This window comes from Robiginitalea rubriflava (assembly GCF_052540725.1).
This window is the reverse complement of sequence record NZ_CP199309.1, coordinates 1545689-1568210: the sequence shown is the minus strand read 5'-3', so window position 1 is coordinate 1568210 and position 22522 is coordinate 1545689. Positions and strand designations below refer to the sequence as shown.

The following is a 22522-nucleotide window of genomic DNA, read 5'->3' as shown; positions in this document are numbered from 1 at the left end:
GCAAAACAAGCTGATTAGCAGCCCTGTACAGGCCTGTCAAAACGATGATTATGTTTAAATATCAAGGTTTTTTGGTTAACAAAATGCTAAATATGTGCATTTCATCGATTTTATGATACCGTTTAGAGAGGAGTTAATGTTTTTTTTACTATTATTAGGCTGTCAAAATTAAGCACTGTATATGGACAACTATCTCATTACCCTGGGAATGTATTTTGTACTGATGCTATTTTTCAAGATTTATTTCGCGGTTTCCGCCAAGGACTAAGAAATTTTAAATGCTCCCCCACAAATTGCGTTTAATTTCCGGTCTATGTTGAAAAATAAGCTTCGGCTGCATTATTCGCATCTTAGAGACCTACTTACCAAAGAAGAACAAAAAGAAGCCAGTATAGCACTGGCCAACAGTTCCCTCTCGCTCCCAATTTGGGACAAAAACTATTTTCACCTTTTCCTTTCCATCCTCGAAAAAAGAGAAGTGGATACCTCTTACCTGTTAAGCATTTTGCAGGGCAGGGACAAAGAAGTTATCATCCCCAAAATGCTTCCGGATCATCAATTGGAACACTATTTATTGACAGATAGTACGCCGCTCCGGGCCAATACGTTCGGGATACCGGAACCGCTCTCCGGGATAACCGTAGACCCCAAAAGAATTGAAGTCGTCTTTCTGCCCCTGCTGGTTTTTGATCGCAAGGGATACCGGGTTGGCTACGGAGGAGGGTACTACGACCGCTTCCTGGCAGAATGCGCTGAAAATACTGTAAAAATTGGGTTGTCTTTTTTTGATCCGGTTGAAGCCATCAGCGACCTGAACGAGCATGACATTGCCATGGATTTCGCCCTTACCCCGGAGGCTTCTTACCAGTTTTAAGCAGCTGTTTTTGCGAAAGCTCTTTTGTTGAATACCAGCAAAATCCCCACCCCGGTACTGATGGCGGTATCGGCCAGGTTAAATACAGGAGCAAAAAACCTAAAATTATTCCCTCCTATCCAGGGTATCCATTCAGGCCATTGCGTATCGATGATAGGAAAGTACAGCATATCTACAACCTTCCCGTAAAAAAGGCCCGCATAGTGCTCTTCCCCTAGAAAACTTGCTACCTGCCCGTAGGAATGATCAAAGAGCAAGCCGTAGAAAACTGAATCGATGATGTTTCCGACAGCTCCCGCGAAAATGAGGCTTACGGCTACCTGCAGGGTGGTATTAGAGCCCTTGCGGATGATATCCCATAACCAGTAACCGATCCCGGCAATTGCAAACAAACGAAATATGGTAAGTACCAGTTTGGCGGTCCGCTCTCCTATGGGCAAAAAATCACTGAGTTTGGTGCCCCAGGCGGCCCCGTCATTCTCTATAAAGAAGATTTTAAACCAGGCAAACACCTCAACAGATTCTTCCAGTTGAAAATGGGTCTTAACGTATATCTTGCTTATTTGGTCTGCCAGCAGTACCAGCAACACCAAAATGAGGGATTTTTTTAACTGCATTAATTTGGACTACTTCGCGCAAAAATAGGTATTAAAAATAACTTGGAAACCATTCAATATTTCCCGGGAAGAATTATATCAAAGTCGCCGAACCAGGATATCTCCCTCGGTACTGTTTAGTAAAAACCTGGAGTCTCCGGCAGGAATATTGGCAACTTCCACCCTCCCGTACCTGGATTTGGCGGCTATTACACCCTTTGCTACTGTTGCAGTAATTTTTGCTGATTGCGTACGTACCTGAGTATTCTCAGCTGTGTGGCCCAGTTTGCACTGGCCGTCATTTAAAGTAATGGAAAGGTTTTGGTACTGCCCTGTAGTTACCACGAAACTGCTGCCGGCATATACATCTACGTTCTCGTAGTTTGGAACAGTTACCTCCAAACGGATGGAAAGCACTTTGTGAGCACCCAGCTTGTCGTTGGGCAATTCAAAATCCGGACTAAAGCCCGTACTTATTACGAGTGTGTTTGCCTGTTTCTCGGCCAATAACAGTACCTGACGCTGGTACTCCCCCTCCATCATCGCCTGAACAACCACCTCAGGGACATCGGAGGTTTTCAGTTCAATGCTGAAGCACTGTTTCCCGTCTATTCGAATGGAGGAAATATCCGGGCTAAGCAGGGTCTTAACAACCTTCTTCTGACTGTAAGCGGGAAGAAATTGAAAAAGCAGCAAACCAAACAATAGCAGGCGCATTAGCCTCTGTGCTGTTTGCACCCTGCTATTTTTGCATGTTTTTGGCCTCAATGCTAAGGGTTGCATGCGGTACCAGCTTAAGGCGTTCCTTATTGATAAGTTTGCCGGTAACCCTGCAAATCCCGTAGGTCTTGTTTTCAATCCTGAGCAAGGCGTTTTTTAGATCCCGGATGAATTTTTCCTGACGAATGGCCAGTTGCGTATTCGCTTCCTTGCTCATGGTTTCAGATCCTTCCTCAAAAGCCTTAAAGGTAGGGGAAGTGTCATCCGTTCCGTTGTTCCCGTCGTTCATATACGAACTCCTTAAGAGCTCAAGGTGCGACTTTGCCTTTTCTATTTTCTTTTCGATCAGATCCCTGAATTCTTCCAGGTCTTTATCTGAATACCGAACTTTAATATCTTGTCCCATAGTTCTAATGTTTTTGGATAAACAATTTTGTATTTACTTCATCAAAGGCAATAGCCGTACCTTCTTCCAGGACTTCTTCGAACTGCAAATCCGCCGTCAGGGTCTCTGATTTGATGTATTGCAAATTGCTCTTTACCGCTTTCTCTACCGTTTCGTTTTTTAATAATTTAATGTCAATCCGGTCAGTTACCTCAAAACCGGATTCCTTTCGCAGGTTCTGAATCCTGTTGACCAGCTCCCTTGCAATACCCTCTTTACGCAACTCATCGTTAATGGTAATATCCAATGCTACCGTAGTGGTACCGGAAGAAGCAACCAGCCAGCCTTCAATGTCCTGAGAACTGATTTCTACATCTTGTAACTGTAATATAACATTTTTATTTTCCAGTTCAAGAACTATTTTGCCCTCCTGCTCAATTTTTTGGATGTCTTCCTGCCCAAGTCCGGCCACAGCCTTGCTGATAGCCTTCATGTCCTTCCCGTATTTAGGGCCCAGGGTTTTGTAATTCGGTTTAATGCGCTTCACCAGGATACCCGAGGCATCGTCCAGCAAACTAATTTCCTTTACGTTCACCTCGGATTTGATCAGATCAGCAACCGCTTCAATTTCGGCTTTCTGAGCGGCATCCAGCACCGGGATCATCACTTTTTGCAAGGGTTGCCTTACCTTGATCTTTTCTTTCTGACGGATGGAAAGAACCAGGGAGGTTATAATCTGGGCCTTCTGCATCTTGCGCTCTAAATCCTCATTGATAAGGGCTGAATCGGCCTTGGGGAATTGCGCCAGGTGTACACTTTCTTCACCTGCCACCAGAGAGCCTTCCGTCAGGTCTTTATAGAGTCGGTCCATAAAGAAAGGGGCGATCGGTGCCGATAACTCAGCCACGGTCTTCAAACAGCTGAAAAGGGTCTGGTAAGCAGAAATTTTATCTTCCTGATATTCCCCTTTCCAGAAGCGTCGCCGGCACAGGCGCACATACCAGTTACTGAGGTTTTCCTGAACAAAATCAGCAATTGCACGGGCTGCGCGTGTGGGTTCATAATCAGAATACGCCTGGTCTACCAGCACAATAAGGGAGTTCAATTCGGAAAGGATCCATTGATCGATTTCCGGACGCTCCTTAATTGGAACTTCAGCCTCCTCATACCTGAAATCATCTATGTTGGCATAGAGGGCGAAAAAGGAATAGGTATTGTAAAGGGTGCCAAAGAATTTGCGTTTGACCTCCACTATCCCTTCCAGGTCAAATTTCAGGTTATCCCAGGGGTTGGCATTGGAGATAAGATACCATCTGGTAGCATCGGCCCCATGGGTTTCTACCGTTTCAAAGGGGTCCGCAGCATTGCCCAGGCGTTTGGACATTTTTTTGCCGTCCTTATCCAACACCAGGCCATTAGAAACCACGTTTCGGTAGGCAATGGAGTCGAATACCATGGTGCCAATAGCATGAAGGGTATAAAACCATCCCCGGGTCTGGTCTACCCCTTCAGCAATAAAATCGGCCGGAAAGGAAACCCCCTTATCGATCAAATCGCGGTTCTCAAATGGATAATGCCATTGAGCATAAGGCATGGAACCACTGTCAAACCAGACATCGATCAGGTCATTTTCACGATACATCGGCTTCCCGGATTCAGATACCAGAATGATCTTGTCTACAATATTTTTATGGAGGTCAATACGGTCGTAGTTTTCTTCCGACATATCGCCAGGCACGAAATCGGCAAACGGATCCGACTGCATCAGGCCGGCTGCTATGGATTTTGCCATTTCTTCCTTCAACTCCGCTACCGACCCTATGATCCTTTCTTCCCTTCCATCCTCGGACCTCCAGATTGGAAGTGGAATTCCCCAGTAGCGCGAACGGGACAGGTTCCAGTCGTTTGCAGAGGCCAGCCAGTTCCCGAAACGGCCCTCTCCCGTTGCCTTGGGCTTCCAGTTAATCTCCTGGTTGAGCTCATACATCCGGTCCCTTACCTGAGTTACTTTGATAAACCAGGAGTCTAAAGGATAATACAAAATCGGTTTATCGGTTCGCCAGCAGTTCGGATAACTGTGGCTGTATTTTTCAACCTTAAATGCCTTATTCTCCTCCTTCAGACGAATGGCGATTTCCACATCCACCGATCGCTCAGGGGCTTCCCCTTCCGGGTAGTATTCATTTTTAACGTACTTTCCTCCCAGATCATCCATTTCGGGGCGAAACCTCCCCTGCAGGTCCACCAGGGGAACCGGGTTGTTGTTTTCGTCCAGTACCAGCATAGGCGGGACCGGGGGCTCAGCAGCCTGTGCTACCTGCATATCATCGGCACCAAAGGTAGGGGCCGTATGTACGATCCCGGTACCATCCTCAGTGGTTACAAAATCCCCTGCAATTACCCGGAAAGCGTTTTCGGGCTGCTCATAAGGCCTGGCGTAATCAAGCAGTTGCTTATATCGGATTCCGACCAGATCTGACCCTTTAAATGTTTTTAGCAGGCGATAGGGTATTTTTTTAAGCTCCCGAGGATTTTCGGGAAATGCTGCTCCGGCATCCAGCTCTTCAAATTTTCCACTGAATTGTTTTGGGATAAGCGATTTGGCCAGGATCACCTTGGTCGGTTCGTAGGTATACTGATTGTAGGTTTCCACCAGGGCGTATTCTATGGCGGGCCCTACTGTAAGTGCCGTGTTCGAAGGCAGAGTCCAGGGAGTGGTCGTCCATGCCAGCATATAGAGCTTCCCCTCTTCCGACTGGAGTAAACCGGGCAGGGATTCCCCAATTAATTCAAACTGGGCAGTAACGGTCGTGTCTGTTACATCCTGATAGGTTCCCGGCTGATTCAGTTCATGGGAACTAAGCCCGGTACCTGCCTTGGGGGAATAAGGCTGTATCGTATACCCCTTGTAGATGAGTCCCTTGTCGTAGATTTGCTTCAGCAGCCACCATACCGTCTCCATGTATTTTGGCTTGTAGGTAATATAGGGGTCATCCATATCCACCCAATAGCCAATCTTTTCAGTCATGGAGTTCCACACGTCTGTATATCGCATAACAGCCTTCTTACAGGCTTCGTTATAGTCTTCAATCGTAATCTTTTTCCCGATATCCTCCTTGGTGATCCCCAATTCCTTTTCTACCCCCAATTCAACCGGCAGGCCATGGGTATCCCAGCCAGCCTTTCGCTTTACCTGGAATCCCTTCATGGTTTTATAGCGCGGAAAGATATCTTTTATGGTTCGCGATATCACATGGTGAATCCCGGGCATTCCGTTGGCAGATGGAGGGCCTTCATAAAAAACATAAGGAGTTCCCTCTGCACGGGATTCGATACTTTTTTCAAAGATTCGTTCCGACTTCCAGAATTCCAGAATATCCTCAGCAAGCTCAGGAAGATTCAGATTATTGTACTCGTTAAACTTCATACGGATTTCAGCCAATAGGGTTCCAATTCTTAAAGCGAGCAAAATTAGTGATTTTAGTCGTAATCTCAGATAATCCAGCCTTGGAAAAGCTACAGCAGCCGGCTAAGGATAAACTACTTATAGAAAAAGTATTTCATTCTATCCTTTTTTGGATGTATCTTGATTGGCAATACAAAAAATCAATTTTACAATGAAAAAACGTGTTCTCAGTTTGGCATTTGCAGCTGCACTTACAATTAGTCTCTCTTCCTGCAGGGAGACACGTAAAGAATCCGAAGAAGTAACCGAGGAAGCCGCCAGAGCTTTGGAAGAAGCCGGAGACGAACTTAAAAAAGCCGGGGATGAACTCAGAAAAACCGGGGATGAATTACGCAAAGCGGGAGAAGAGGCTGCCGAGGATTTGGAAAAAGCCGGAGAAGATATCAAAAAAGCTGCTGACGAACTTAAGGAAGATGTAAAAAAAGCAGTGGACGACAACTAATCCACAAGCCCTCTAAAAAATCAGTTAAACCGGGCCCGGATACTGCCTATAAAGTTTATTCCGGAGCCCGTAATCCCCGACGAATAAGGGCGATAACGCTGATCGGTGATATTCTCTACGGAGAATCCAAGTTCGTAGCGCTCCGAAAACTTATAGGATGTCCTCAGGTTTAATGTATACCAGGAAGGGGAAAAGGGATTTCCGTTTACATCCCTGGCGTAAATAAAGGCCTTGGATCGTTCAGAAAAGGCGAGGTCCTCGTATGGGATTTCCCCGTTGTAATTAAACACAACAGCCGCTTTCCAGGGGTATTTATTCCATTGTAACTGCAGGTCCCCAAAGGTTGGGGGCACATGCCTGGCAGGGGAATCACTCCCGTCATCTTCCTCTTCTGTTCCTTCGGTAAAAGTAAGGTTTCCGCTCAGGCTCAGGAATTCCCGCAACCGGGCGTCAAAACCCAGTTCATAGCCATAAACATAGGCTTTAGCTGCATTTTGTATGGCCTGTACATTTGAGGGCTCTCCGTTATATACAATGGTATTTTGTCCGTCAAAAACAAAATCCCTCCGTACCAGCGCATCTACCAGATAGGTGTAATAGGCTGCTCCTTTAAGAACGAGTTTTTCCGCAATATTCTGTCGTATCCCTATCTCAGCGTTGTAGGCGTATTCCGGTTCAAGGTCCGGATTGGGCACCACAACCGAACCGGGTTCGGAGTCAAATATTTTACCAATATCATCAATGTTTGGCGCCCTGAACCCCGTTGAACCATTCAGGGTGATCTGAGTGTTTTCATTTGGAAACCAACTAAGGCCCAGGCTTGCGGTAAGGGCACCGTTATCCAAATTTGCGCTGTCAAAGGGAAAACTAAAAACCCGGTCATCAAATTCCGCATTTATCCATACATGGCTGTATCGCAAACCAGAAAGCAGGGTCCAGTTGGGTCTGAATTTGTACGCGGCATTCACATATCCTGCCAGGCTTTGCCATCGCGACCCGTCCGGATATCTGGAGGGATAGTCGGAACGCTGACCGGACAGGATATTTTCCTGCCTTCCAACAGAATTAACCTGGTTGTAAATAAATTCCGTTCCGTAAAACAAACTGAGGTCTCCTATTTTTTTATTTTCAAAATCCAGATTTAATGAAAACGCCCCCAGTCGCTCGCGATTGCTATATCGTATCTCATCCCTAAACGCGCGTTCATTCCTGCTCTCCTCAAAAAACTGGTAGGCAGTTGTTATCTTCAAACCATCATAGAAAGTATTCCGTCCCTGTTGATACACTTGTAAATTTCCCATAAACCATTTCTGGGGGCCGTAAAACCACTCTGCCGATCTCAGGCCGGCTTCATTGTCTGCAGGCCGGATCAATCTGTCATATCTGGCGTAATCTGAAGTTTCAGAATAGTGCAGGCCCAGGTCAAAAGACCAGCTGTTATTGGGTTTAAAGCGTATTTTCTGCATGAAACTGTAGAGGTCAAAACCGCTGGGGACCTGTTTTTCAGGATCCGAATTGGTGACCAATTGGTCTTCCCCGTCCCGGCGAACGATAAAACCCGGTCGTAAGTAGCTATCGGGACCATGGGATCCCATCCGTAAATCCCCATAGGAATTAAAGCTGAAACTACTGAGAAAGGCCCATTTTTCCTGAGAAAATTCCACATCCCCATGCAGGGTTTGCTCATTGGAAGCCGTAGCCAATCGGTACACGGCATTTGCGGAGACCTCCAGCGAATCGGTCCGGGAAAAAAGAGGTGTGCGGGTATAAAAATTCATGACCCCCCCGATGGCATCACTCCCATAAATAACAGATCCCGGGCCAAAAATGACCTCCGTGTTCTTCACGTTAAAAGGATCAATGGATATTACATTTTGCAGGTTTCCTCCACGGAAGATGGCGTTATTCATACGCACCCCATCTACCGAAAGCAGTACACGGTTTGTTGCAAACCCCCTTATTGTAGGGCTTCCCCCTCCATATTGGCTTTTCTGGACAAAAATTTTGCCCGATTGCTGCAGGAGGTCTGCCGAGGTTTGTGGATTGGCAAAGGCAATACTTCCCGCGTCAATACTTACAATTTTCTGTGGTATTTCCCGCTTTTGTTGTTCCCATTTTGAAATAGACATGACTACCTCCTGCAATTGTTCAGGTTTTGGGTAGAGGTAAACCCGCCCCCCTTGTTTAAGCAGTGTGGATTTCCGAATTACAAAAGGCTCATGGCTTAAATGTCTGAAGTATAATCGTTCCCCGGAATCGAAGGCACTGATGTTGCATGCGCCATCAAAATCACTGATAGCAAATGTGCTTCGGTCTTCGTTAAACACCGCAACATCCGAGATGGGGCTGCCTGTCTCCCGCTCATAAATGTAGATCTTCTGAGCAGAAAGCTTAAAAACAGTTAGTAAGAAAAGTATAACTATCAGTAGGCCTGGCCTATGAAAATACCTCATCTAGTACGGCTAATGATTTTGGTTTTCTAAATCCGTGTAAATGTACCTCAAAATAGTCTACAAGGTTTTTCAAAAGGGCCTGACGCTGTTTTTGAGACATTTTCACAGTATGTATTGCATCAAAATTTGTGCCCAAAAATTTCTTGAAAAAGCCTAAAGCTTCCCCACTGATGGCCGGGTTTAATGGAGTAGTGTCTAAAAAGGCCCCTTCAACCAGATCAAAATAGGGGGCATCCATATTGGTATTATCCGGATAAAAGCCGAGATAGCGCGTTAATCCCAGGAGAAACTGAATATGAAAATTGGCAATACTATGGTGATGGTCCAGCCACTGCAGCGCGTTTTGCAAATAGGCGAAAAGCGCAGGGTTTTCCTCTTCTTCGCGGATCGACTGGCTTAGCATTTCAGAGAGGAAGAAAGCTACTGTGCTTTTGTGTATGTCTGTGTGCATACTGCTATAGGGAAATGCAACAACAGCCTCTTTAATATAACCCATTTTTCCTGGCTTTACCCTGCTGCAAACAAGTTCCAGTTGGGTAAGGGGCTGAAAATAAGCCGCTTTAAGCCGGCCTCTTCTGTTTTTTAGCACTCCTTTGACCATATAGGTCTGCAGGCCATAAGCTTCCGTAAAAGCTTTGACAATCAGATTGCTATCCCCGTATTTGAGGGAGCTCAGAATAATAGCTTGAGTAGTAAGTGACACGTCCGGACAAAGTATGCCACAAAGATAATCGAATAATAAAGCAGGCCCCCTTTTGCAAGGAGGCCTGTTGTATTCTTTAGATTACGCCCTGGGCCAGCATGGCATCGGCTACCTTTACGAACCCTGCAATATTGGCGCCTTTTACATAGTTGCAGAAGCCGTCTTCTTCTTTGCCGTATTCAATACAGGAATCGTGAATATCGGACATAATTCCCTTGAGGCGCTGGTCTACTTCTTCACGCGTCCAGCTTATACGCAGCGAATTCTGCGACATCTCCAGTCCTGAAGTTGCCACCCCGCCGGCATTAGACGCCTTGCCCGGGGCAAAAAGTATTTTCGCGTCGTGAAAAGCGTGTATAGCATCTGGGGTAGATGGCATGTTTGCCCCTTCCGCTACGCAAATACAGCCATTCTTGATAAGGGTTTCCGCATCTTTTCCTTCCAGCTCATTCTGTGTGGCACAGGGCAGTGCCATGTCACAGGGAACTTCCCAGGGAGTTTTCCCTTTGTGATAGGTAGCTCCGGTATATTTATCCACATATTCGGATATCCTTCCCCTGCGGTTGTTCTTCAGGTCCATTACCCAGGCGAGCTTTTCCTCGTCGATACCATCTTTATCGTGGATATATCCTCCGGAATCAGAAAGGGTAACCACCTTGCCTCCCAGTTGTATTACTTTTTCGGCAGCGTATTGTGCCACGTTCCCGGAACCGGAAACAACAACGGTTTTACCTTCTACAGTTTCACCGCGGGTCTTTAGCATACTGTCTGCAAAATAAACCGTTCCATAGCCCGTAGCTTCGGGGCGTATCTTGGAGCCTCCCCAGGAAAGTCCCTTTCCGGTCAACACTCCGGTAAATTCGTTGCGAATCTTTTTATACATCCCGAAAAGGAAGCCTATTTCGCGAGCTCCAACCCCTATATCTCCAGCAGGCACATCTGTATTCGGACCAATATGGCGGCAGAGTTCAGTCATAAAAGAATGACAGAAGCGCATCACCTCATCGTCTGACTTGCCTTTAGGGTCAAAATCGGAGCCTCCTTTACCCCCACCCATGGGCAGGGTCGTAAGGCTGTTCTTGAATACCTGTTCAAAGGCAAGGAACTTAAGAATACTGGCATTTACCGATGGATGGAATCGCAGACCTCCCTTATAAGGGCCGATAGCTGAATTCATTTGCACCCGGTAACCCCGGTTTACATGGATTTCCCCATCATCGTCTACCCAGGCTACCCTGAATGAGAGAAGCCTCTCAGGTTCCACCATTCGTAGCAAAATATTTTTTCCATTGTAAATTTCGTGCTGTGCGATGTAGGGGAGTACAGTATCAGCTACTTCCTGCACTGCCTGGATGAATTCCGGTTCATGCCCGTTACGGGTCTTAACCTCATCCATAAAGGCGTCTATTTTTGCTTGTATCTCAGACATAGGTGATTGGTAAAAGATTGTTGAATCAGAAATATATGCGCAAAATTATATGTTTCCCATAATATCGCGCCTATATTTTTGAAAATTTGATAAAATAATTTTGATTCAGGTGGGTTTCCCCGGATTAGTTCAAAAAGGAAAGGGCCTGCTCCAGGTCCTCCTTTAAATCCTCTGCATCCTCAATACCAACACTGAGCCGTATGAGTGCATCTGTTACCCCGCTCTTTTCCCTTTCTGCTTTAGGAATACTCGCATGCGTCATGCTGGCCGGATGACCGGCCAGGCTTTCAACCCCTCCCAGTGATTCTGCAAGGGTAAATACTTTTAGTGCCTCAACCACTTTTACCGCATCCTCGTAGGTAGCTCCTTTGGGCACGAAAGAGATCATACCCCCAAAATCACTCATCTGCTTACGCGCAATATCATGGTTTGGATGCAACTCAAAACCCGGCCAGAATACTTTTTCCACAGCCGGATGGGCTTGCAGGAAGCGGGCAATTTGTGCGCCGTTCTCGCAGTGCCTTTGCATGCGTACGTGCAGGGTTTTGATTCCCCTGAGCAGTAAATAACTATCCATGGGGCCGCATACAGCCCCGCTGGCGTTTTGAATGAAATAGAGGCGGTCTGCCAGCTCTTTATCGCGCACTACAAGCGCTCCCACAACCAGGTCAGAATGCCCGCCGAGATATTTGGTGGCCGAGTGCATCACAATGTCCGCTCCCAAATCCAGAGGTTGCTGCAAATAGGGGGTTGCAAAGGTATTGTCTACTGCCAGCAGGATATTGTTTTCCTTGGCCAGCTTCGAAACAGCAGCAATATCTATTACATTCATCATCGGATTGGTTGGGGTTTCCACCCAGATCAGCCGTGTCTTCCCGTTGATTTTTTCGCTGATATGAGATATGTCCTGCATCCCAACAAAATGAAAGCGAAGCCCGAAATCCTCAAAAATCTTTTTAAACAATCGGTAACTCCCTCCGTACAGGTCATTGGTAGATATAATTTCATCTCCGGGCTTTAAAAGTTTTAACACGGCATCAATTGCTGCCAGACCGCTGGCAAATGCAAGGCCAAAGGAGCCATTTTCAATACTGGCCAGGGACTTCTCCAAAGCGTGCCGGGTTGGGTTGCCACTCCTGGAATATTCAAATCCTTTATGGTCTCCGGGAGATTTCTGTGCAAAGGTTGAGGTTTGGTAAATAGGAGGCATAACGGCCCCATAGGCTTTATCGGGCTCCTGTCCGCCATGAATGGTTTTACTGTTAAAACGAAGCGTTTTTTTCATAGGGAATAAATACGGTTTACATTTGAGCAAAGGTATTGTTCTCCCGAGGAGAATACAACCGTCAATTTTGATATGCCAAATACAATATAGCCAATGAGAGTTGCTGGAATATTTCTATGTCTGCTGCTAATATTCGCCTGCCAGAGTGACAAATCCCTGGAGTTCACCCAGAAGAGCATTGATACCAAGGCCTGCGCAGATTGCCCGCAGGTGCAAATCAATATTCCCGAGGCGTCGCAGCGTACCCTTCTGGGCCGGAATATTAATACAGCTATTCGCGAGGAAATCATTGAGCTGCTCAATTATGATGAAGAAGGAAGCGCAACGGGCATAGAAGAGGCTATAGAAGACTTTACAGCTGGTTGGCGTACGCTGTCCGAAAATTTCCCGGAAGAGCTGGCGCCCTGGGAGGCGACCGTCATGGCCCAAACCAGTTACGAAAATTCACAGCTCCTCAGCCTGAGATTTGAAGCATACTTATTCACCGGAGGTGCTCATGGCTACACTTCCACAAGGTTCCTGAACTTCAACAAGGAAACCGGGGAAGAAATGGATGCCCTGGATTTCTTTTCCAATCGAAGTAAACTGGAAGAAGTGGCTGAAAGCACATTCAGGAAAACATTTGAAATTTCGGCAGACTCGGCTATTAACAGCACTGGCTTTATGTTTGAGGAAAATACTTTTTACCTTCCGGAACAAATAGGATTTACTCCGGATGGCCTGACCCTTTTATACAACCCCTACGAAGTTGCTTCCTATGCTGATGGGCCCCTGACCGTGATAATTCCCTTTGAAATGCTCAAAGAAACCGGGATGGCCCCTAAGCTCTGGTAATCCCAACCGCCTTCTGAAGTGAGAGAACCACCCCATAATGTATGCCTTCATGAAAAAGATTAAAGAGCAAAGCGTCTTCTATAGACTTCAGGGTAACATTGGCACTGGTGGTATAGGCATTATACGTTTTGAATATCCCCTGCTCATAATCCGATTTTAATTGCGCTACGCTACTGAGCAAATACGCCCGGACCTTATCAGTTTCTGCTTGTGAGGGCACCCCGGCAGGGACACTCCCCTTACTGTAGCGTTTGACAATGTCTTTTTCAACTGTCATAGGCAACCCGCTTAAGTTGTAACAAAGCAATTGCTGGGTAACTACCATATGGACAATGTTCCACCAGATATTGTTGCGATATCCCACGGGGATCCGGTTCAGGTCGGCTGCTGAGGTCTGATCCAGAACATCTGCCATGCGCCTGCGCAATTGCATATTGGTTTCAAAGATCAGCTCGGGTGCCATTTGATTCTGTTTAGTAGATATGAGTCCTAAATTTAAGGATTACCTTTGGAAGCAGAGAATACCAGCTTAAAGAGCTAATAAACTCATAATGAAATGAAAATTATGTTTTACCTGAGCAGCTGCGACAGCTGCCGTCGGATTATTAAAGAATTAAGCCTGCCGGAAGAGGTGAACCTACAGGATATCAAAAAAGAACCCCTTAACAGCTCACAACTAGATACTTTGCGCCGGCTCAGCGGGAGTTACGAAGCACTTTTCAGCAAAAGGGCTCGCCTGTATACACAACGAAAGTTAAAAGATAAAAAGCTCAGCGAAGCGGATTACCGCGATTTATTACTTGAGCACTACAGTTTTTTAAAGAGGCCTGTTTTGGTACTTGATAAAGATATTTATATTGGGAATTCAGCGAAAACCGTGGCAGCAGCCCAAGAAGCCCTTTCGCGTTGAACAAAAGAAGCCTGGCCATATTAGCCGCGTTTGGAGCAACCACCATTTATGGCCTGAACCACACTATTGCAAAAGGGGTCATGCCCCACTATGTAGGTCCTTTCGGGTTTATTTTCCTCAGGGTAAGCGGTGCTGCACTGCTATTCTGGATCATTTCATTGCTGGGCCCAAGGGAATCCGTTGAAAAAAAGGATTGGGGGCGTTTGCTGCTTTGTGCCCTTTTCGGAATGGTCATCAATATGCTTGCTTTTTTTAAAGGGCTGCAACTTTCCACCCCAATCAATAGTTCCGTTCTGGTAACCATTACCCCCATTATCGTGGTAGTCTTCTCCTTTTTTCTGATACAGGAAAAAATTACAAGGATAAAAAGCATCGGGATTGCTATGGGCCTGCTGGGTGCCCTTGCACTGATCTTTATGAATGAAAGCGTCAGCTCTAACGCCCCGAACATTCCTGCAGGAAATGCCCTGTTTATATTGAATGCAACCAGCTATGGGCTATACCTGATCCTGGTAAAAAAATTAATCGAAAAATACCACCCCTTTACGCTTATGAAATGGCTGTTCAGCATAGCTTTTTTTATCAACCTGCCTATTACGCTGCCTGAGTTTCTGGAGATTCAGTGGGGTGACCTGCCGCTGGATGCGGTTGGGGCCATCATTTTTGTAATTGTGGGGACTACATTCCTCACTTATCTCTTCAATGTATTCGCCCTCACCCAATTAAAAGCCTCCACGGTGAGTGCCTTTGTATATTTCCAACCGGTAATCGGGATTGCCTTTGCACTAATCAGCGGGAAGGATACCCTGAGTCTGTTAAACTTCACGGCAACCCTTCTGGTTTTGGGCGGGGTTTACCTCGTAAGCAAAAAACCTAAGCCAGGTCTTTCGGGAACTTAGCATTTTTACGGGTGTCTTCTCTGCTGAGGAACCTGAAAGATTTCGCTTTTTCGGCCCGGTCAAAAAACTGCAGCAGCTCTGTATCCAAAGCGGTCAGTTTTCGGTTGTTCAGGTCTATCCAGCCTCCTATCAATTCGCAATGCGCGAGGTGCTTTCCCTGTGGATCATAAAAATTATGGTGAAATTCGAAAAACATCCCATCCTTGCTAAGCCCCATTAGTTCAAGAGAAACACGGACAGTTGATCCGGGGAGGATTTCCCTGAAATAATACATATGCTCATAAAAAACAACCGGCCCCAGCTGTTTTTCCTCCAGCACATTCAGACTAAAACCGAGTTCGTTTAGAAAAGCCATACGGGTATGGCTCATATAACTGGTATAGGCACTATTGGCCAGGTGCTTGTTGGCATCCAGGTCATTCCAGCGGATCTCAAATTCCTTTATAAACATATTTTTTATTTATTATGCATGCATAGCATCAAAAATACGGTGATTTTATATACCCTTGCAAGTTCGCTCTATTTTATGCTTACTTTTAAGCCTCATCCTTAATAGCATGAATCAAAAACCCTCTTTTATCCAGGATCTTTCGCTGCCGGTGGTAGCGGCTCCTATGTTTTTAATTTCCAATCCCGAACTGGTTATTGCCTGCTGCAAAAATGGTATTGTTGGGACTTTTCCAGCCCTGAACCAGAGAAGCAGTGAAGGCTTTGAATCATGGCTGGTAGAAATCAAAACGGCTCTGCAGGCATTTGAATCCGAAACAGGAAAGAAAGCTGCCCCTTTTGGCGTCAACCTGATAGTCCATCCAACCAATCCAAGACTGGAAGCAGACCTGAAGATTTGCGTCAAACACAAGGTGCCCCTGATTATTACCTCGCTGGGGGCGGTAAGCCAGGTGGTAGATGCCATTCACAGCTATGGGGGTCTGGTCTTTCATGATGTCATTAAAAAAAGGCATGCTGAGAAAGCGGCCGGAGCCGGGGTGGACGGATTGATCCTGGTATCGGCCGGGGCAGGGGGCCACGCCGGAACCCTCAACCCCATGACACTGGTTGCTGAGGTTAGGTCGTTTTTCAACAAGACTATTTTACTTTCCGGCTGCATCAGCAATGGCAGGGACGTAGCGGCTGCGCTTCAGATGGGAGCTGATCTGGCCTATATGGGAACCCGCTTTATCAATACACGGGAAAGTGAAGCCCCGGAAGCCTACAGACAAATGATCATTGAGGCAGGGGCCGGCGATATTGTTTACACTGCCGCGATCTCCGGGGTACATGCCAACTTCCTGGCGAAAAGCCTGCAGGCTGCAGGCCTGACACCTGAAGATTTAAAAAAGGACACTAAAATTGATTTTGGAAAAGAACTGGATACGGAAGCCAAGGCATGGAAAACCATCTGGTCTGCTGGTCAGGGGGTTGCCACTATCGAAGATGTGCTTCCGGTTTCCGAATTGGTCAGTCGTTTAAAAACGGAGTTTAAAGATGCCGTTTCCGCACAGGCCAGTTTGCTTGATATCTATCCCAAATGACAATCACACAACCTGAAAGCACTGTCCCTTATCAAGCTTTGTTGCCCTAAATGCCCTTAGTTCAAAGTCCATACCGGCCCCCGCTGCTCTACAGGAATGGACACTTTTCCACCATTTACTCGGCCTTGTTGCGAAAAGTGGATTCCCCGGAGCAAAAACGGGAACGACTCACCCTGCCAGACGGCGATTTTCTGGATCTGGACTGGAGCTTTTCAGAAACCGGGGCCGACAGGCTGCTAATTTTGCTCCACGGTCTGGAGGGCAATGCACAACGCCCCTATATGCTGGGAAGTGCTGCGATTTTTACCCGCTCAGGTTGGGACGTATGTGCCGTAAATTTAAGGGGGTGCAGTGGAGAACCCAATAAGCGTTACCGCTCGTATCATTCTGGTGCCACCGAAGATCTGGAAGCCGTACTGCAACATTTGGTTTCCACCCGATCCTATAAAAAGATTTGCCTGAAAGGTTTTAGCCTGGGTGGAAATCTGCTTTTAAAATATCTAGGGGAAAAACCTTTGCGCTTTAAGGAAGTATGCGGAGCAGTTGCCATTTCGGTTCCCTGTGATCTGCACGATTCCCTCATACAGCTGAACAAACCCAAGAACTTCCTCTATGCCCGAAGGTTCCGGATGAATCTGATCCAAAAACTGCGGGACAAACAAAAACTGTTTCCCGGGCTTGTTACGGAGGAGACTATAAGAGAGGTAAAAACACTCAAGGATTTTGACGACCTCTATACCAGCAAGGCACATGGGTTTAAAGATGCCCTTGATTATTACAACTCCTGCAGCAGCCTGCAATTTCTCGAAAACATTAGTATTCCCGCACTCCTGCTCAATGCCCGGAACGATAGTTTTCTGGGCGCCAAATGTTATCCTGTACAAATTGCCAGCAAACATGAGCAAATCTATCTGGAAATGCCGGAGTACGGAGGGCATGTTGGTTTTTACAGACAGGGAACCTTTTATTACAACGAGGAGCGGGCCTTATCCTTTTTAAATAATCTGACATAAGCCCTGATTTCTTATATTAGTAGTCTAAAGAAATTTGAATAATGAAAAAACTGATGCTCCTTTCCGCTGCAGCGCTTCTAGTAATGGGCTGCGGTGAAAAAAAAGAGGAAAAGAAAGAGGAAGGCTTTGAAATGAGCCGAACCAAAACCGAATCCAAGGCAGCCACCGGGGCAAGCTCCGAAGCCGTTCCGGTTGATATGGACAACAAAGGGATAGGACCTATAACAGAAGTAGATTTTGGGGATGAAATCGATATGGAAATGGCTGCTGCCGGAGAAGCCAAATTCAATGCGATTTGTACTGCCTGCCATATGGCCGAGCGCAGAATGATAGGGCCACCGATGGCCGGGATATACGAGAGACGCAGTCCGGAGTGGGTCATGAATATGATCCTCAATCCCGATGGCATGCTCAAAGAAGACCCGATCGCCCAGGCACTGCTAAAAGAATACAACAACACCCCCATGCTCAACCAAAACCTTAGCGAAGAGGAGGCCAGGGCTGTGGCTGAATATCTGCGTACGCTCTAGACCATCCCTGATAAGAAGATTGGAGCGCCATGATTGCATCATGGCGTTTTTTTTAATCTACCCTAGTGATGCAGCAAACCCAGAGGAATCACTTATCCGAGAAATCCCTGTATCTGCTGGCTCTGGTTCCTCCTGAGGAACTCAGAGAAGCGGTGCGCAGGCTCAAGGAAGAAATGAAAGAGCGCTTTCAGGCCTCTCATGCCCTGAAGGTACCCGCACATATAACCCTTCAGATGCCCTTTTGGAGGACCTTGCCACAATTGGAAAAACTGGAAAAATACCTGGAGCGATTCAGTATTGGCCAAAATCCGTTTGAGATTGATTTATCGGGTTTTGGAGCCTTTCCGCCCAGGGTAATATTTATAAAAATTGCGAACCCCGGGCCTGTTGAAATTATATACCGGGCTTTGCAGGAAAAGATAAATGAGGTTTTGGAAATCAGTAAACCATACAGACAACTCCCCTTTCATCCGCATATGACCATTGCCACCCGGGATCTCAAAGAACCCGCCTTCGAAGAGGCCTGGCCGGAATTCAACAAACGCAGCTTTAAAAGCAGTTTTACCGCAAAAAGCCTGTTTTTATTAAGGCACAATGGAAAATTCTGGGAGTGGTTCCGGGAATATCCTTTTAAAACCTTACCAGGGATCAAGCCCCAGTAATTTTTTGCCCAATTCTGAAAGTTCAGCAGTTTTGTAGCGGGTTTGTTCCCAATTCCTCGGATCTCCAGGGAAAGCATATCCTTCCGGGGCAACCCGATTCTTCCAGGAGTGAATCCGCCATCTCAGCATTTCCTGATTTTCCGGTTCTGCAGGCATCATGGAAATATACTGGGCGAGCCTTACCTTGTCCTTGGAAAGATTGGGACGGATACCATGGGCGAGAAGGCTGTTGAATATTAGCAGGTCTCCCTTTCGGAGCTTTACTTTTACAATCTTGTCTTGCAGCCCGCTGATATCCGGTTGGAACCGATCCCTATCCTTTGGCTGGGTTTGTTTCCACTGATCGTAGTTCCGATACAACCATGGGATACATTGAAACCCTCCCATCTGCTCATCGGTCTGGTCGGCAAGGGCCAATACCCCCTGAACGTTTTGGGGACGGGTTTCCGGATCGTAATCCCAGTGAATAAATCCCTTTTGTTCAAAACCCGGCCTGTTGGGGAAATTAAGGTTTGCCCTGTCTATGGTAACCCATAGTTTTTCAGTTCCCCAAATATCTACAAAGGCGTTGTAAACTCTCTGGGTCTGGCGGTTTTCCCAAAGCAACTGATGATTGTATACTTCAACCATGCCAGTACCCGCCAACTCCTTCATTTGCATTTCAGCCCGGGCTGGCGTGTACCAGGTATCGGGATCTTCCGGATCCTTTTCTTCAAACTCCCATAAAAAAGCAGCTGTCCGGGCAGCCTGGGCGGGGGGTACCGCTTCGCGGATAATTACATATCCTTCCCGCTGCCAGAATTGCCAGTCTTCTTCACTGAGGACCCTTAGCGGTTTGTTGTTGCTGCGGTCATTCAGTTTCAGGCGACTGCTGGTGGCTGTGGAAGGGTTTCCGGGTATGTCTTTGTGTGCCGTATTCCCCAGGGCTACTTTCCTGTATTTGTTCATCTTATCAGTGCATCAAAACAGATACTCTAATATACTGAAAATAATGGTATTAATGCTTTATTGAGAGCTTTAACAGCCCTACAGAGCCGACCTATTCAGTTTGTCCAACCCCCCTCCGGAAAGCTTTAGATTTTATCGATTAATACTTTGTAGGTAGGGTCCTCCAGCACATTAATTTCTATGATATCGTCTGCGTTTTTAAGGAGCCTGCGACAGTCTTTACTGAGGTGTTTCAGGTGGACTTTTTTTCCAACCTTCTGATAGCGCTCTGTTATCCGGTTCAGGGCCTCAATCGCAGACATATCTACTACCCGGCTCTCCTGAAAATCGATAACCACCTCATCAGGGTCATTGAGTACATCGAACTTTTCATTAAACAGGCTAACCGACCCGAAAAACAAGGGGCCGTAGATCTCATAATGCTTTACGCCCTGCTCATCTATGTACTTCCTTGCCCGAATCCTTTTGGCATTGTCCCAGGCAAAAACCAGTGCAGAGATAATTACCCCAACCAAAACGGCCAGCGCCAGATTGTGCAGGAAAACGGTTACCAGGGTAACCAGGACCATGACCAGAACATCTGATTTCGGCATCCTCCTGAAGGTCCTCAGGCTTGCCCATTCGAAGGTTCCCAGAGCTACCATAATCATCAAGCCCGTAAGGGCCGCCATTGGTACCCGTTCTATCAAACCTGATCCGAACATAATAAACACCAGTAACATAACCGCTGCAACAATCCCGGATAGTCTCGCACGCGCCCCGTTTGAGGTATTGATCAGGCTTTGCCCGATCATCGCACAGCCGCCCATGCCCGAGAAAAGGCCAGACAGGATATTTGCAGTACCCTGGGCCACAGCTTCTTTGTTACCGCGTCCGCGGGTTTCGGTAATCTCGTCTACGATGTTCAGGGTCAACAGGCTTTCGATCAGTCCAACCCCTGCCACAATTGCGGCATATGGAAATACAATCCCAAGGGTTTCCAGGGTCCAGGGGATTTCAGGAATATGAAAAGGTGGGAACCCCCCCTGTATGGAAGCGATATCCCCTATGCTTCGTGTGGGAATATCCCCGATAAGTACGATGCCAAAAACCACGAGAATGGCTACCAGCGAGGCCGGGATGGCCCGGGTAAGTTTGGGCAGCCCCCAAATAATGAGCATAGTAAGCAGCACCAGGCCGGTAAAGGTCCAAAAAACCGTTCCGCTTAGCCAGTCCCCGGAAGTTGTTTTGAACTGATCTAACTGTGAGGTGAAAATAATGATGGCAAGGCCGTTAACAAAGCCGAAAATCACAGGATGCGGAACCAGGCGCATCAACTTTCCCAGACGCAGGAATCCTGCGCTCATTTGCAGCAGTCCTGCCAGGATTACGGCCGCGAAAACATATTCCACCCCATGGTCTATTGCCAGAGATACGATCACCACTGCCACCGCTCCGGTCGCCCCGGAAATCATACCAGGGCGCCCCCCCAGGATGGAGGTTACCAACCCCATCACGAAGGCTGCGTATAATCCGGTTAAGGGAGACAGGCCTGCTATCAGCGCAAAGGCAATGGCTTCGGGCACCAGGGCCAGGGCCACTGTTAATCCGGAAAGGATTTCCGTCTTGTAATTTACTTCCTGAGAAAAATCAAACAAGTTCAGGTATTTTCGCACTGTATGGGTTTTAGGCGGGCAAAAATACAATTAATATCCCCTCTCAGGCTGTCTTTGGAAACTATTGAGAATATGGCAAGAATCAGGGCTTTATTACTTCAAATTGAAAATTTGAAAGAATTACAATTAACAATCTGCAGCCGCAGCCGGCAAATAAATTCAGATTTCCTTGCGGATATAAAAAATCCACCCGCAGCCTAATTGCCACGGATGGATTTTCAACCAACCAACTAACTATTATTTACTGAGGACGCTTGCGTGAAACGTTCATCTCAGGGAGTTTCTTTCTCAGTCGCTTTTTTGCGGCAGAACTTTCAGACTTCAGTATTTGCTGATAGCCCCTGCCCCTGAATTCATAGAGGGTTCCTGAGGAGACATGATACAATTCAATGGTCTGATCATCCAGGACGTAGAGTTCAAAATAGTCATCTCCCAGAAAATCGTAATCCAGTGTCAGCGTTTTCATTTCGGGTTCCCCGGGTACATCGTACACGGTATAGAAGCCTTCATAATCCCATTGCAGCAAACTGAGCGGGGTTCCGGGTGAATCAATGGAAGACCGGAATGCATCGGTATTCATCCCGACTGAAAATTGCAGGAACTGTTCCTGATCAAATTCATTTAAGGCTCCAGTATCGCTGGTGAATATTTTTTCCCAGGCAATATATTCCTGCAGGAAATAGTGGATATTATCATAGAAGAGTGCATCGTAATCAAACGCGGCCCGGCTATATCCGTAAAGAAAATAAGAGGTATCGGAACGCGGGTCGTATAGTTCCATTCGGTTCCCTCCAAGGGGGATTACCTCCAGTTGCCAGAGTCCGGCCAGGTCATGGCGGATCTCCACCAAATCCGAAAGACCGGCATAGTTACCAACTGCAATTCCAAATCCGGAACCTGTTTTCCCGATATTGACCAGGTTATTATTAGCCGTTAAAACACCCCCGTTAAAAGAAAGCGTAAAGGCTGTTTCCAGAAAGGGGACCTCCCCGCTTCCTACAGTTTCCTGTATATCGATATACCAGAGATCATAGGATTCAAGAAATAGTTCTGTCTGCAGGGCCCTGTTCTCGAAAACCGGCTCATCCACAAATACTTCCGTATAACAGGAGGTAAGACTGAAACTTAGCAGTAAAATCGTAATTTGCAGCGTAATTCTTTTCATGACTGTATTCTTTGATTTCAA

At 46.7% G+C, this 22522-nt stretch carries 22 protein-coding genes; 9 read left to right on the top strand and 13 right to left on the bottom strand.

Annotated features, from left to right (window positions below; genetic code table 11):
* Window positions 1–313 precede the first annotated feature (313 nt).
* Window positions 314–874: a 5-formyltetrahydrofolate cyclo-ligase gene (locus ACT6NU_RS07195; RefSeq protein ID WP_445383786.1), complete on the top strand. Its 561-nt coding sequence runs from the start codon at window positions 314–316 to the stop codon at window positions 872–874.
* Here ACT6NU_RS07195 and ACT6NU_RS07190 read toward each other — a convergent pair.
* From ACT6NU_RS07190 to ileS, 4 genes are all read right to left on the bottom strand, one after another.
* A complete protein-coding gene (locus ACT6NU_RS07190) occupies window positions 871–1491 on the bottom strand; it encodes a lipoprotein signal peptidase (RefSeq protein ID WP_445383785.1) in 621 nt (206 codons plus the stop codon). The two genes, ACT6NU_RS07195 and ACT6NU_RS07190, sit on opposite strands and share 4 nt — an antisense overlap.
* A gap of 78 nt (window positions 1492–1569) precedes the next feature.
* On the bottom strand, window positions 1570–2208 hold the full coding sequence (locus ACT6NU_RS07185) for a hypothetical protein (RefSeq protein ID WP_445383784.1): 639 nt from the start codon (window positions 2206–2208) through the stop codon (window positions 1570–1572).
* A gap of 4 nt (window positions 2209–2212) precedes the next feature.
* A complete protein-coding gene (locus ACT6NU_RS07180; RefSeq protein WP_445383783.1) occupies window positions 2213–2596 on the bottom strand; it encodes a TraR/DksA family transcriptional regulator in 384 nt (127 codons plus the stop codon).
* Window positions 2597–2600: 4 nt separating this feature from the next.
* On the bottom strand, window positions 2601–6002 hold the full coding sequence (gene ileS / locus ACT6NU_RS07175; RefSeq protein WP_445383839.1) for an isoleucine--tRNA ligase: 3402 nt from the start codon (window positions 6000–6002) through the stop codon (window positions 2601–2603).
* 190 nt (window positions 6003–6192) lie between these two features.
* Here ileS and ACT6NU_RS07170 point away from each other — a divergent pair, with 190 nt between their 5' ends.
* A complete protein-coding gene (locus tag ACT6NU_RS07170; protein WP_445383782.1) occupies window positions 6193–6483 on the top strand; it encodes a hypothetical protein in 291 nt (96 codons plus the stop codon).
* A 20-nt stretch (window positions 6484–6503) separates the two neighbouring features.
* Here the strand turns inward: ACT6NU_RS07170 and ACT6NU_RS07165 are convergent, their stop codons facing one another.
* The 4 genes from ACT6NU_RS07165 to ACT6NU_RS07150 form a co-directional block, all read right to left on the bottom strand.
* Window positions 6504–8936: a TonB-dependent receptor gene (locus ACT6NU_RS07165; RefSeq protein WP_445383781.1), complete on the bottom strand. Its 2433-nt coding sequence runs from the start codon at window positions 8934–8936 to the stop codon at window positions 6504–6506.
* Complete coding sequence (recO, locus tag ACT6NU_RS07160) at window positions 8920–9639, bottom strand: DNA repair protein RecO (RefSeq protein ID WP_445383780.1); 720 nt, start codon at window positions 9637–9639, stop codon at window positions 8920–8922. Before recO ends, ACT6NU_RS07165 begins: the two co-directional genes overlap by 17 nt.
* Window positions 9640–9715: 76 nt before the next feature.
* Window positions 9716–11059 carry an NADP-specific glutamate dehydrogenase gene (gene gdhA / locus ACT6NU_RS07155; protein ID WP_445383838.1) on the bottom strand — a complete coding sequence of 448 codons (1344 nt, stop codon included), beginning with the start codon at window positions 11057–11059 and terminating at the stop codon, window positions 9716–9718.
* A gap of 133 nt (window positions 11060–11192) precedes the next feature.
* Complete coding sequence (locus ACT6NU_RS07150; RefSeq protein ID WP_445383779.1) at window positions 11193–12353, bottom strand: cystathionine gamma-synthase; 1161 nt, start codon at window positions 12351–12353, stop codon at window positions 11193–11195.
* 93 nt (window positions 12354–12446) lie between these two features.
* Here ACT6NU_RS07150 and ACT6NU_RS07145 point away from each other — a divergent pair, with 93 nt between their 5' ends.
* Complete coding sequence (locus tag ACT6NU_RS07145; RefSeq protein WP_445383778.1) at window positions 12447–13187, top strand: DUF3298 domain-containing protein; 741 nt, start codon at window positions 12447–12449, stop codon at window positions 13185–13187.
* Here the strand turns inward: ACT6NU_RS07145 and ACT6NU_RS07140 are convergent.
* A complete protein-coding gene (locus ACT6NU_RS07140; protein ID WP_445383777.1) occupies window positions 13174–13650 on the bottom strand; it encodes a DinB family protein in 477 nt (158 codons plus the stop codon). The two genes, ACT6NU_RS07145 and ACT6NU_RS07140, sit on opposite strands and share 14 nt — an antisense overlap.
* 93 nt (window positions 13651–13743) lie before the next feature.
* Here ACT6NU_RS07140 and ACT6NU_RS07135 point away from each other — a divergent pair, with 93 nt between their 5' ends.
* The gene (locus ACT6NU_RS07135; RefSeq protein WP_445383776.1) at window positions 13744–14097 is read left to right on the top strand and encodes an arsenate reductase family protein; all 354 of its coding nucleotides are present in this window, start codon (window positions 13744–13746) and stop codon (window positions 14095–14097) included.
* On the top strand, window positions 14094–14996 hold the full coding sequence (locus ACT6NU_RS07130) for a DMT family transporter (protein ID WP_445383775.1): 903 nt from the start codon (window positions 14094–14096) through the stop codon (window positions 14994–14996). Before ACT6NU_RS07135 ends, ACT6NU_RS07130 begins: the two co-directional genes overlap by 4 nt.
* Here the strand turns inward: ACT6NU_RS07130 and ACT6NU_RS07125 are convergent.
* Entirely contained in the window at window positions 14971–15447 is a 477-nt protein-coding gene (locus tag ACT6NU_RS07125; protein ID WP_445383774.1) for an acyl-CoA thioesterase, read from the bottom strand. The genes ACT6NU_RS07130 and ACT6NU_RS07125 overlap by 26 nt on opposite strands.
* Before the next feature lie 106 nt (window positions 15448–15553).
* Here ACT6NU_RS07125 and ACT6NU_RS07120 point away from each other — a divergent pair, with 106 nt between their 5' ends.
* The 4 genes from ACT6NU_RS07120 to ACT6NU_RS07105 all read left to right on the top strand — a co-directional run bounded on the left by ACT6NU_RS07120 (window position 15554) and on the right by ACT6NU_RS07105 (window position 18733).
* A complete protein-coding gene (locus ACT6NU_RS07120) occupies window positions 15554–16528 on the top strand; it encodes an NAD(P)H-dependent flavin oxidoreductase (protein ID WP_445383773.1) in 975 nt (324 codons plus the stop codon).
* Between the two features lie 50 nt (window positions 16529–16578).
* Window positions 16579–17541: a YheT family hydrolase gene (locus ACT6NU_RS07115; RefSeq protein ID WP_445383772.1), complete on the top strand. Its 963-nt coding sequence runs from the start codon at window positions 16579–16581 to the stop codon at window positions 17539–17541.
* A gap of 41 nt (window positions 17542–17582) precedes the next feature.
* Window positions 17583–18071: a c-type cytochrome gene (locus ACT6NU_RS07110; RefSeq protein ID WP_445383771.1), complete on the top strand. Its 489-nt coding sequence runs from the start codon at window positions 17583–17585 to the stop codon at window positions 18069–18071.
* Window positions 18072–18139: 68 nt separating this feature from the next.
* Window positions 18140–18733 carry a 2'-5' RNA ligase family protein gene (locus tag ACT6NU_RS07105; RefSeq protein ID WP_445383770.1) on the top strand — a complete coding sequence of 198 codons (594 nt, stop codon included), beginning with the start codon at window positions 18140–18142 and terminating at the stop codon, window positions 18731–18733.
* On the opposite strand, the gene ACT6NU_RS07100 is transcribed toward ACT6NU_RS07105, so the two are convergent.
* The 3 genes from ACT6NU_RS07100 to ACT6NU_RS07090 form a co-directional block, all read right to left on the bottom strand.
* The gene (locus ACT6NU_RS07100; protein ID WP_445383769.1) at window positions 18710–19681 is read right to left on the bottom strand and encodes a phytanoyl-CoA dioxygenase family protein; all 972 of its coding nucleotides are present in this window, start codon (window positions 19679–19681) and stop codon (window positions 18710–18712) included. The genes ACT6NU_RS07105 and ACT6NU_RS07100 overlap by 24 nt on opposite strands.
* Before the next feature lie 125 nt (window positions 19682–19806).
* Window positions 19807–21336, bottom strand: a complete 1530-nt coding sequence (locus tag ACT6NU_RS07095; RefSeq protein ID WP_445383768.1) for a SulP family inorganic anion transporter — start codon at window positions 21334–21336, stop codon at window positions 19807–19809.
* Window positions 21337–21577: 241 nt separating this feature from the next.
* A complete protein-coding gene (locus ACT6NU_RS07090) occupies window positions 21578–22501 on the bottom strand; it encodes a nicotinic acid mononucleotide adenyltransferase (RefSeq protein WP_445383767.1) in 924 nt (307 codons plus the stop codon).
* Window positions 22502–22522: the final 21 nt, after the last annotated feature.

Excerpts from the sequence above, each read along its gene's own strand:
- ACT6NU_RS07195 (WP_445383786.1), top strand. The coding sequence starts at position 314 with ATGTTGAAAAATAAGCTTCGGCTGCATTATTCGCATCTTAGAGACCTA.
- ACT6NU_RS07190 (WP_445383785.1), bottom strand. The coding sequence starts at position 1,491 with ATGCAGTTAAAAAAATCCCTCATTTTGGTGTTGCTGGTACTGCTGGCA.
- ACT6NU_RS07180 (WP_445383783.1), bottom strand. The coding sequence starts at position 2,596 with ATGGGACAAGATATTAAAGTTCGGTATTCAGATAAAGACCTGGAAGAA.
- ileS (WP_445383839.1), bottom strand. The coding sequence starts at position 6,002 with ATGAAGTTTAACGAGTACAATAATCTGAATCTTCCTGAGCTTGCTGAG.
- ACT6NU_RS07170 (WP_445383782.1), top strand. The coding sequence starts at position 6,193 with ATGAAAAAACGTGTTCTCAGTTTGGCATTTGCAGCTGCACTTACAATT.
- ACT6NU_RS07165 (WP_445383781.1), bottom strand. The coding sequence starts at position 8,936 with ATGAGGTATTTTCATAGGCCAGGCCTACTGATAGTTATACTTTTCTTA.
- ACT6NU_RS07150 (WP_445383779.1), bottom strand. The coding sequence starts at position 12,353 with ATGAAAAAAACGCTTCGTTTTAACAGTAAAACCATTCATGGCGGACAG.
- ACT6NU_RS07145 (WP_445383778.1), top strand. The coding sequence starts at position 12,447 with ATGAGAGTTGCTGGAATATTTCTATGTCTGCTGCTAATATTCGCCTGC.
- ACT6NU_RS07140 (WP_445383777.1), bottom strand. The coding sequence starts at position 13,650 with ATGGCACCCGAGCTGATCTTTGAAACCAATATGCAATTGCGCAGGCGC.
- ACT6NU_RS07135 (WP_445383776.1), top strand. The coding sequence starts at position 13,744 with ATGAAAATTATGTTTTACCTGAGCAGCTGCGACAGCTGCCGTCGGATT.
- ACT6NU_RS07125 (WP_445383774.1), bottom strand. The coding sequence starts at position 15,447 with ATGTTTATAAAGGAATTTGAGATCCGCTGGAATGACCTGGATGCCAAC.
- ACT6NU_RS07120 (WP_445383773.1), top strand. The coding sequence starts at position 15,554 with ATGAATCAAAAACCCTCTTTTATCCAGGATCTTTCGCTGCCGGTGGTA.
- ACT6NU_RS07115 (WP_445383772.1), top strand. The coding sequence starts at position 16,579 with ATGCCCTTAGTTCAAAGTCCATACCGGCCCCCGCTGCTCTACAGGAAT.
- ACT6NU_RS07110 (WP_445383771.1), top strand. The coding sequence starts at position 17,583 with ATGAAAAAACTGATGCTCCTTTCCGCTGCAGCGCTTCTAGTAATGGGC.
- ACT6NU_RS07105 (WP_445383770.1), top strand. The coding sequence starts at position 18,140 with ATGCAGCAAACCCAGAGGAATCACTTATCCGAGAAATCCCTGTATCTG.
- ACT6NU_RS07100 (WP_445383769.1), bottom strand. The coding sequence starts at position 19,681 with ATGAACAAATACAGGAAAGTAGCCCTGGGGAATACGGCACACAAAGAC.
- ACT6NU_RS07090 (WP_445383767.1), bottom strand. The coding sequence starts at position 22,501 with ATGAAAAGAATTACGCTGCAAATTACGATTTTACTGCTAAGTTTCAGT.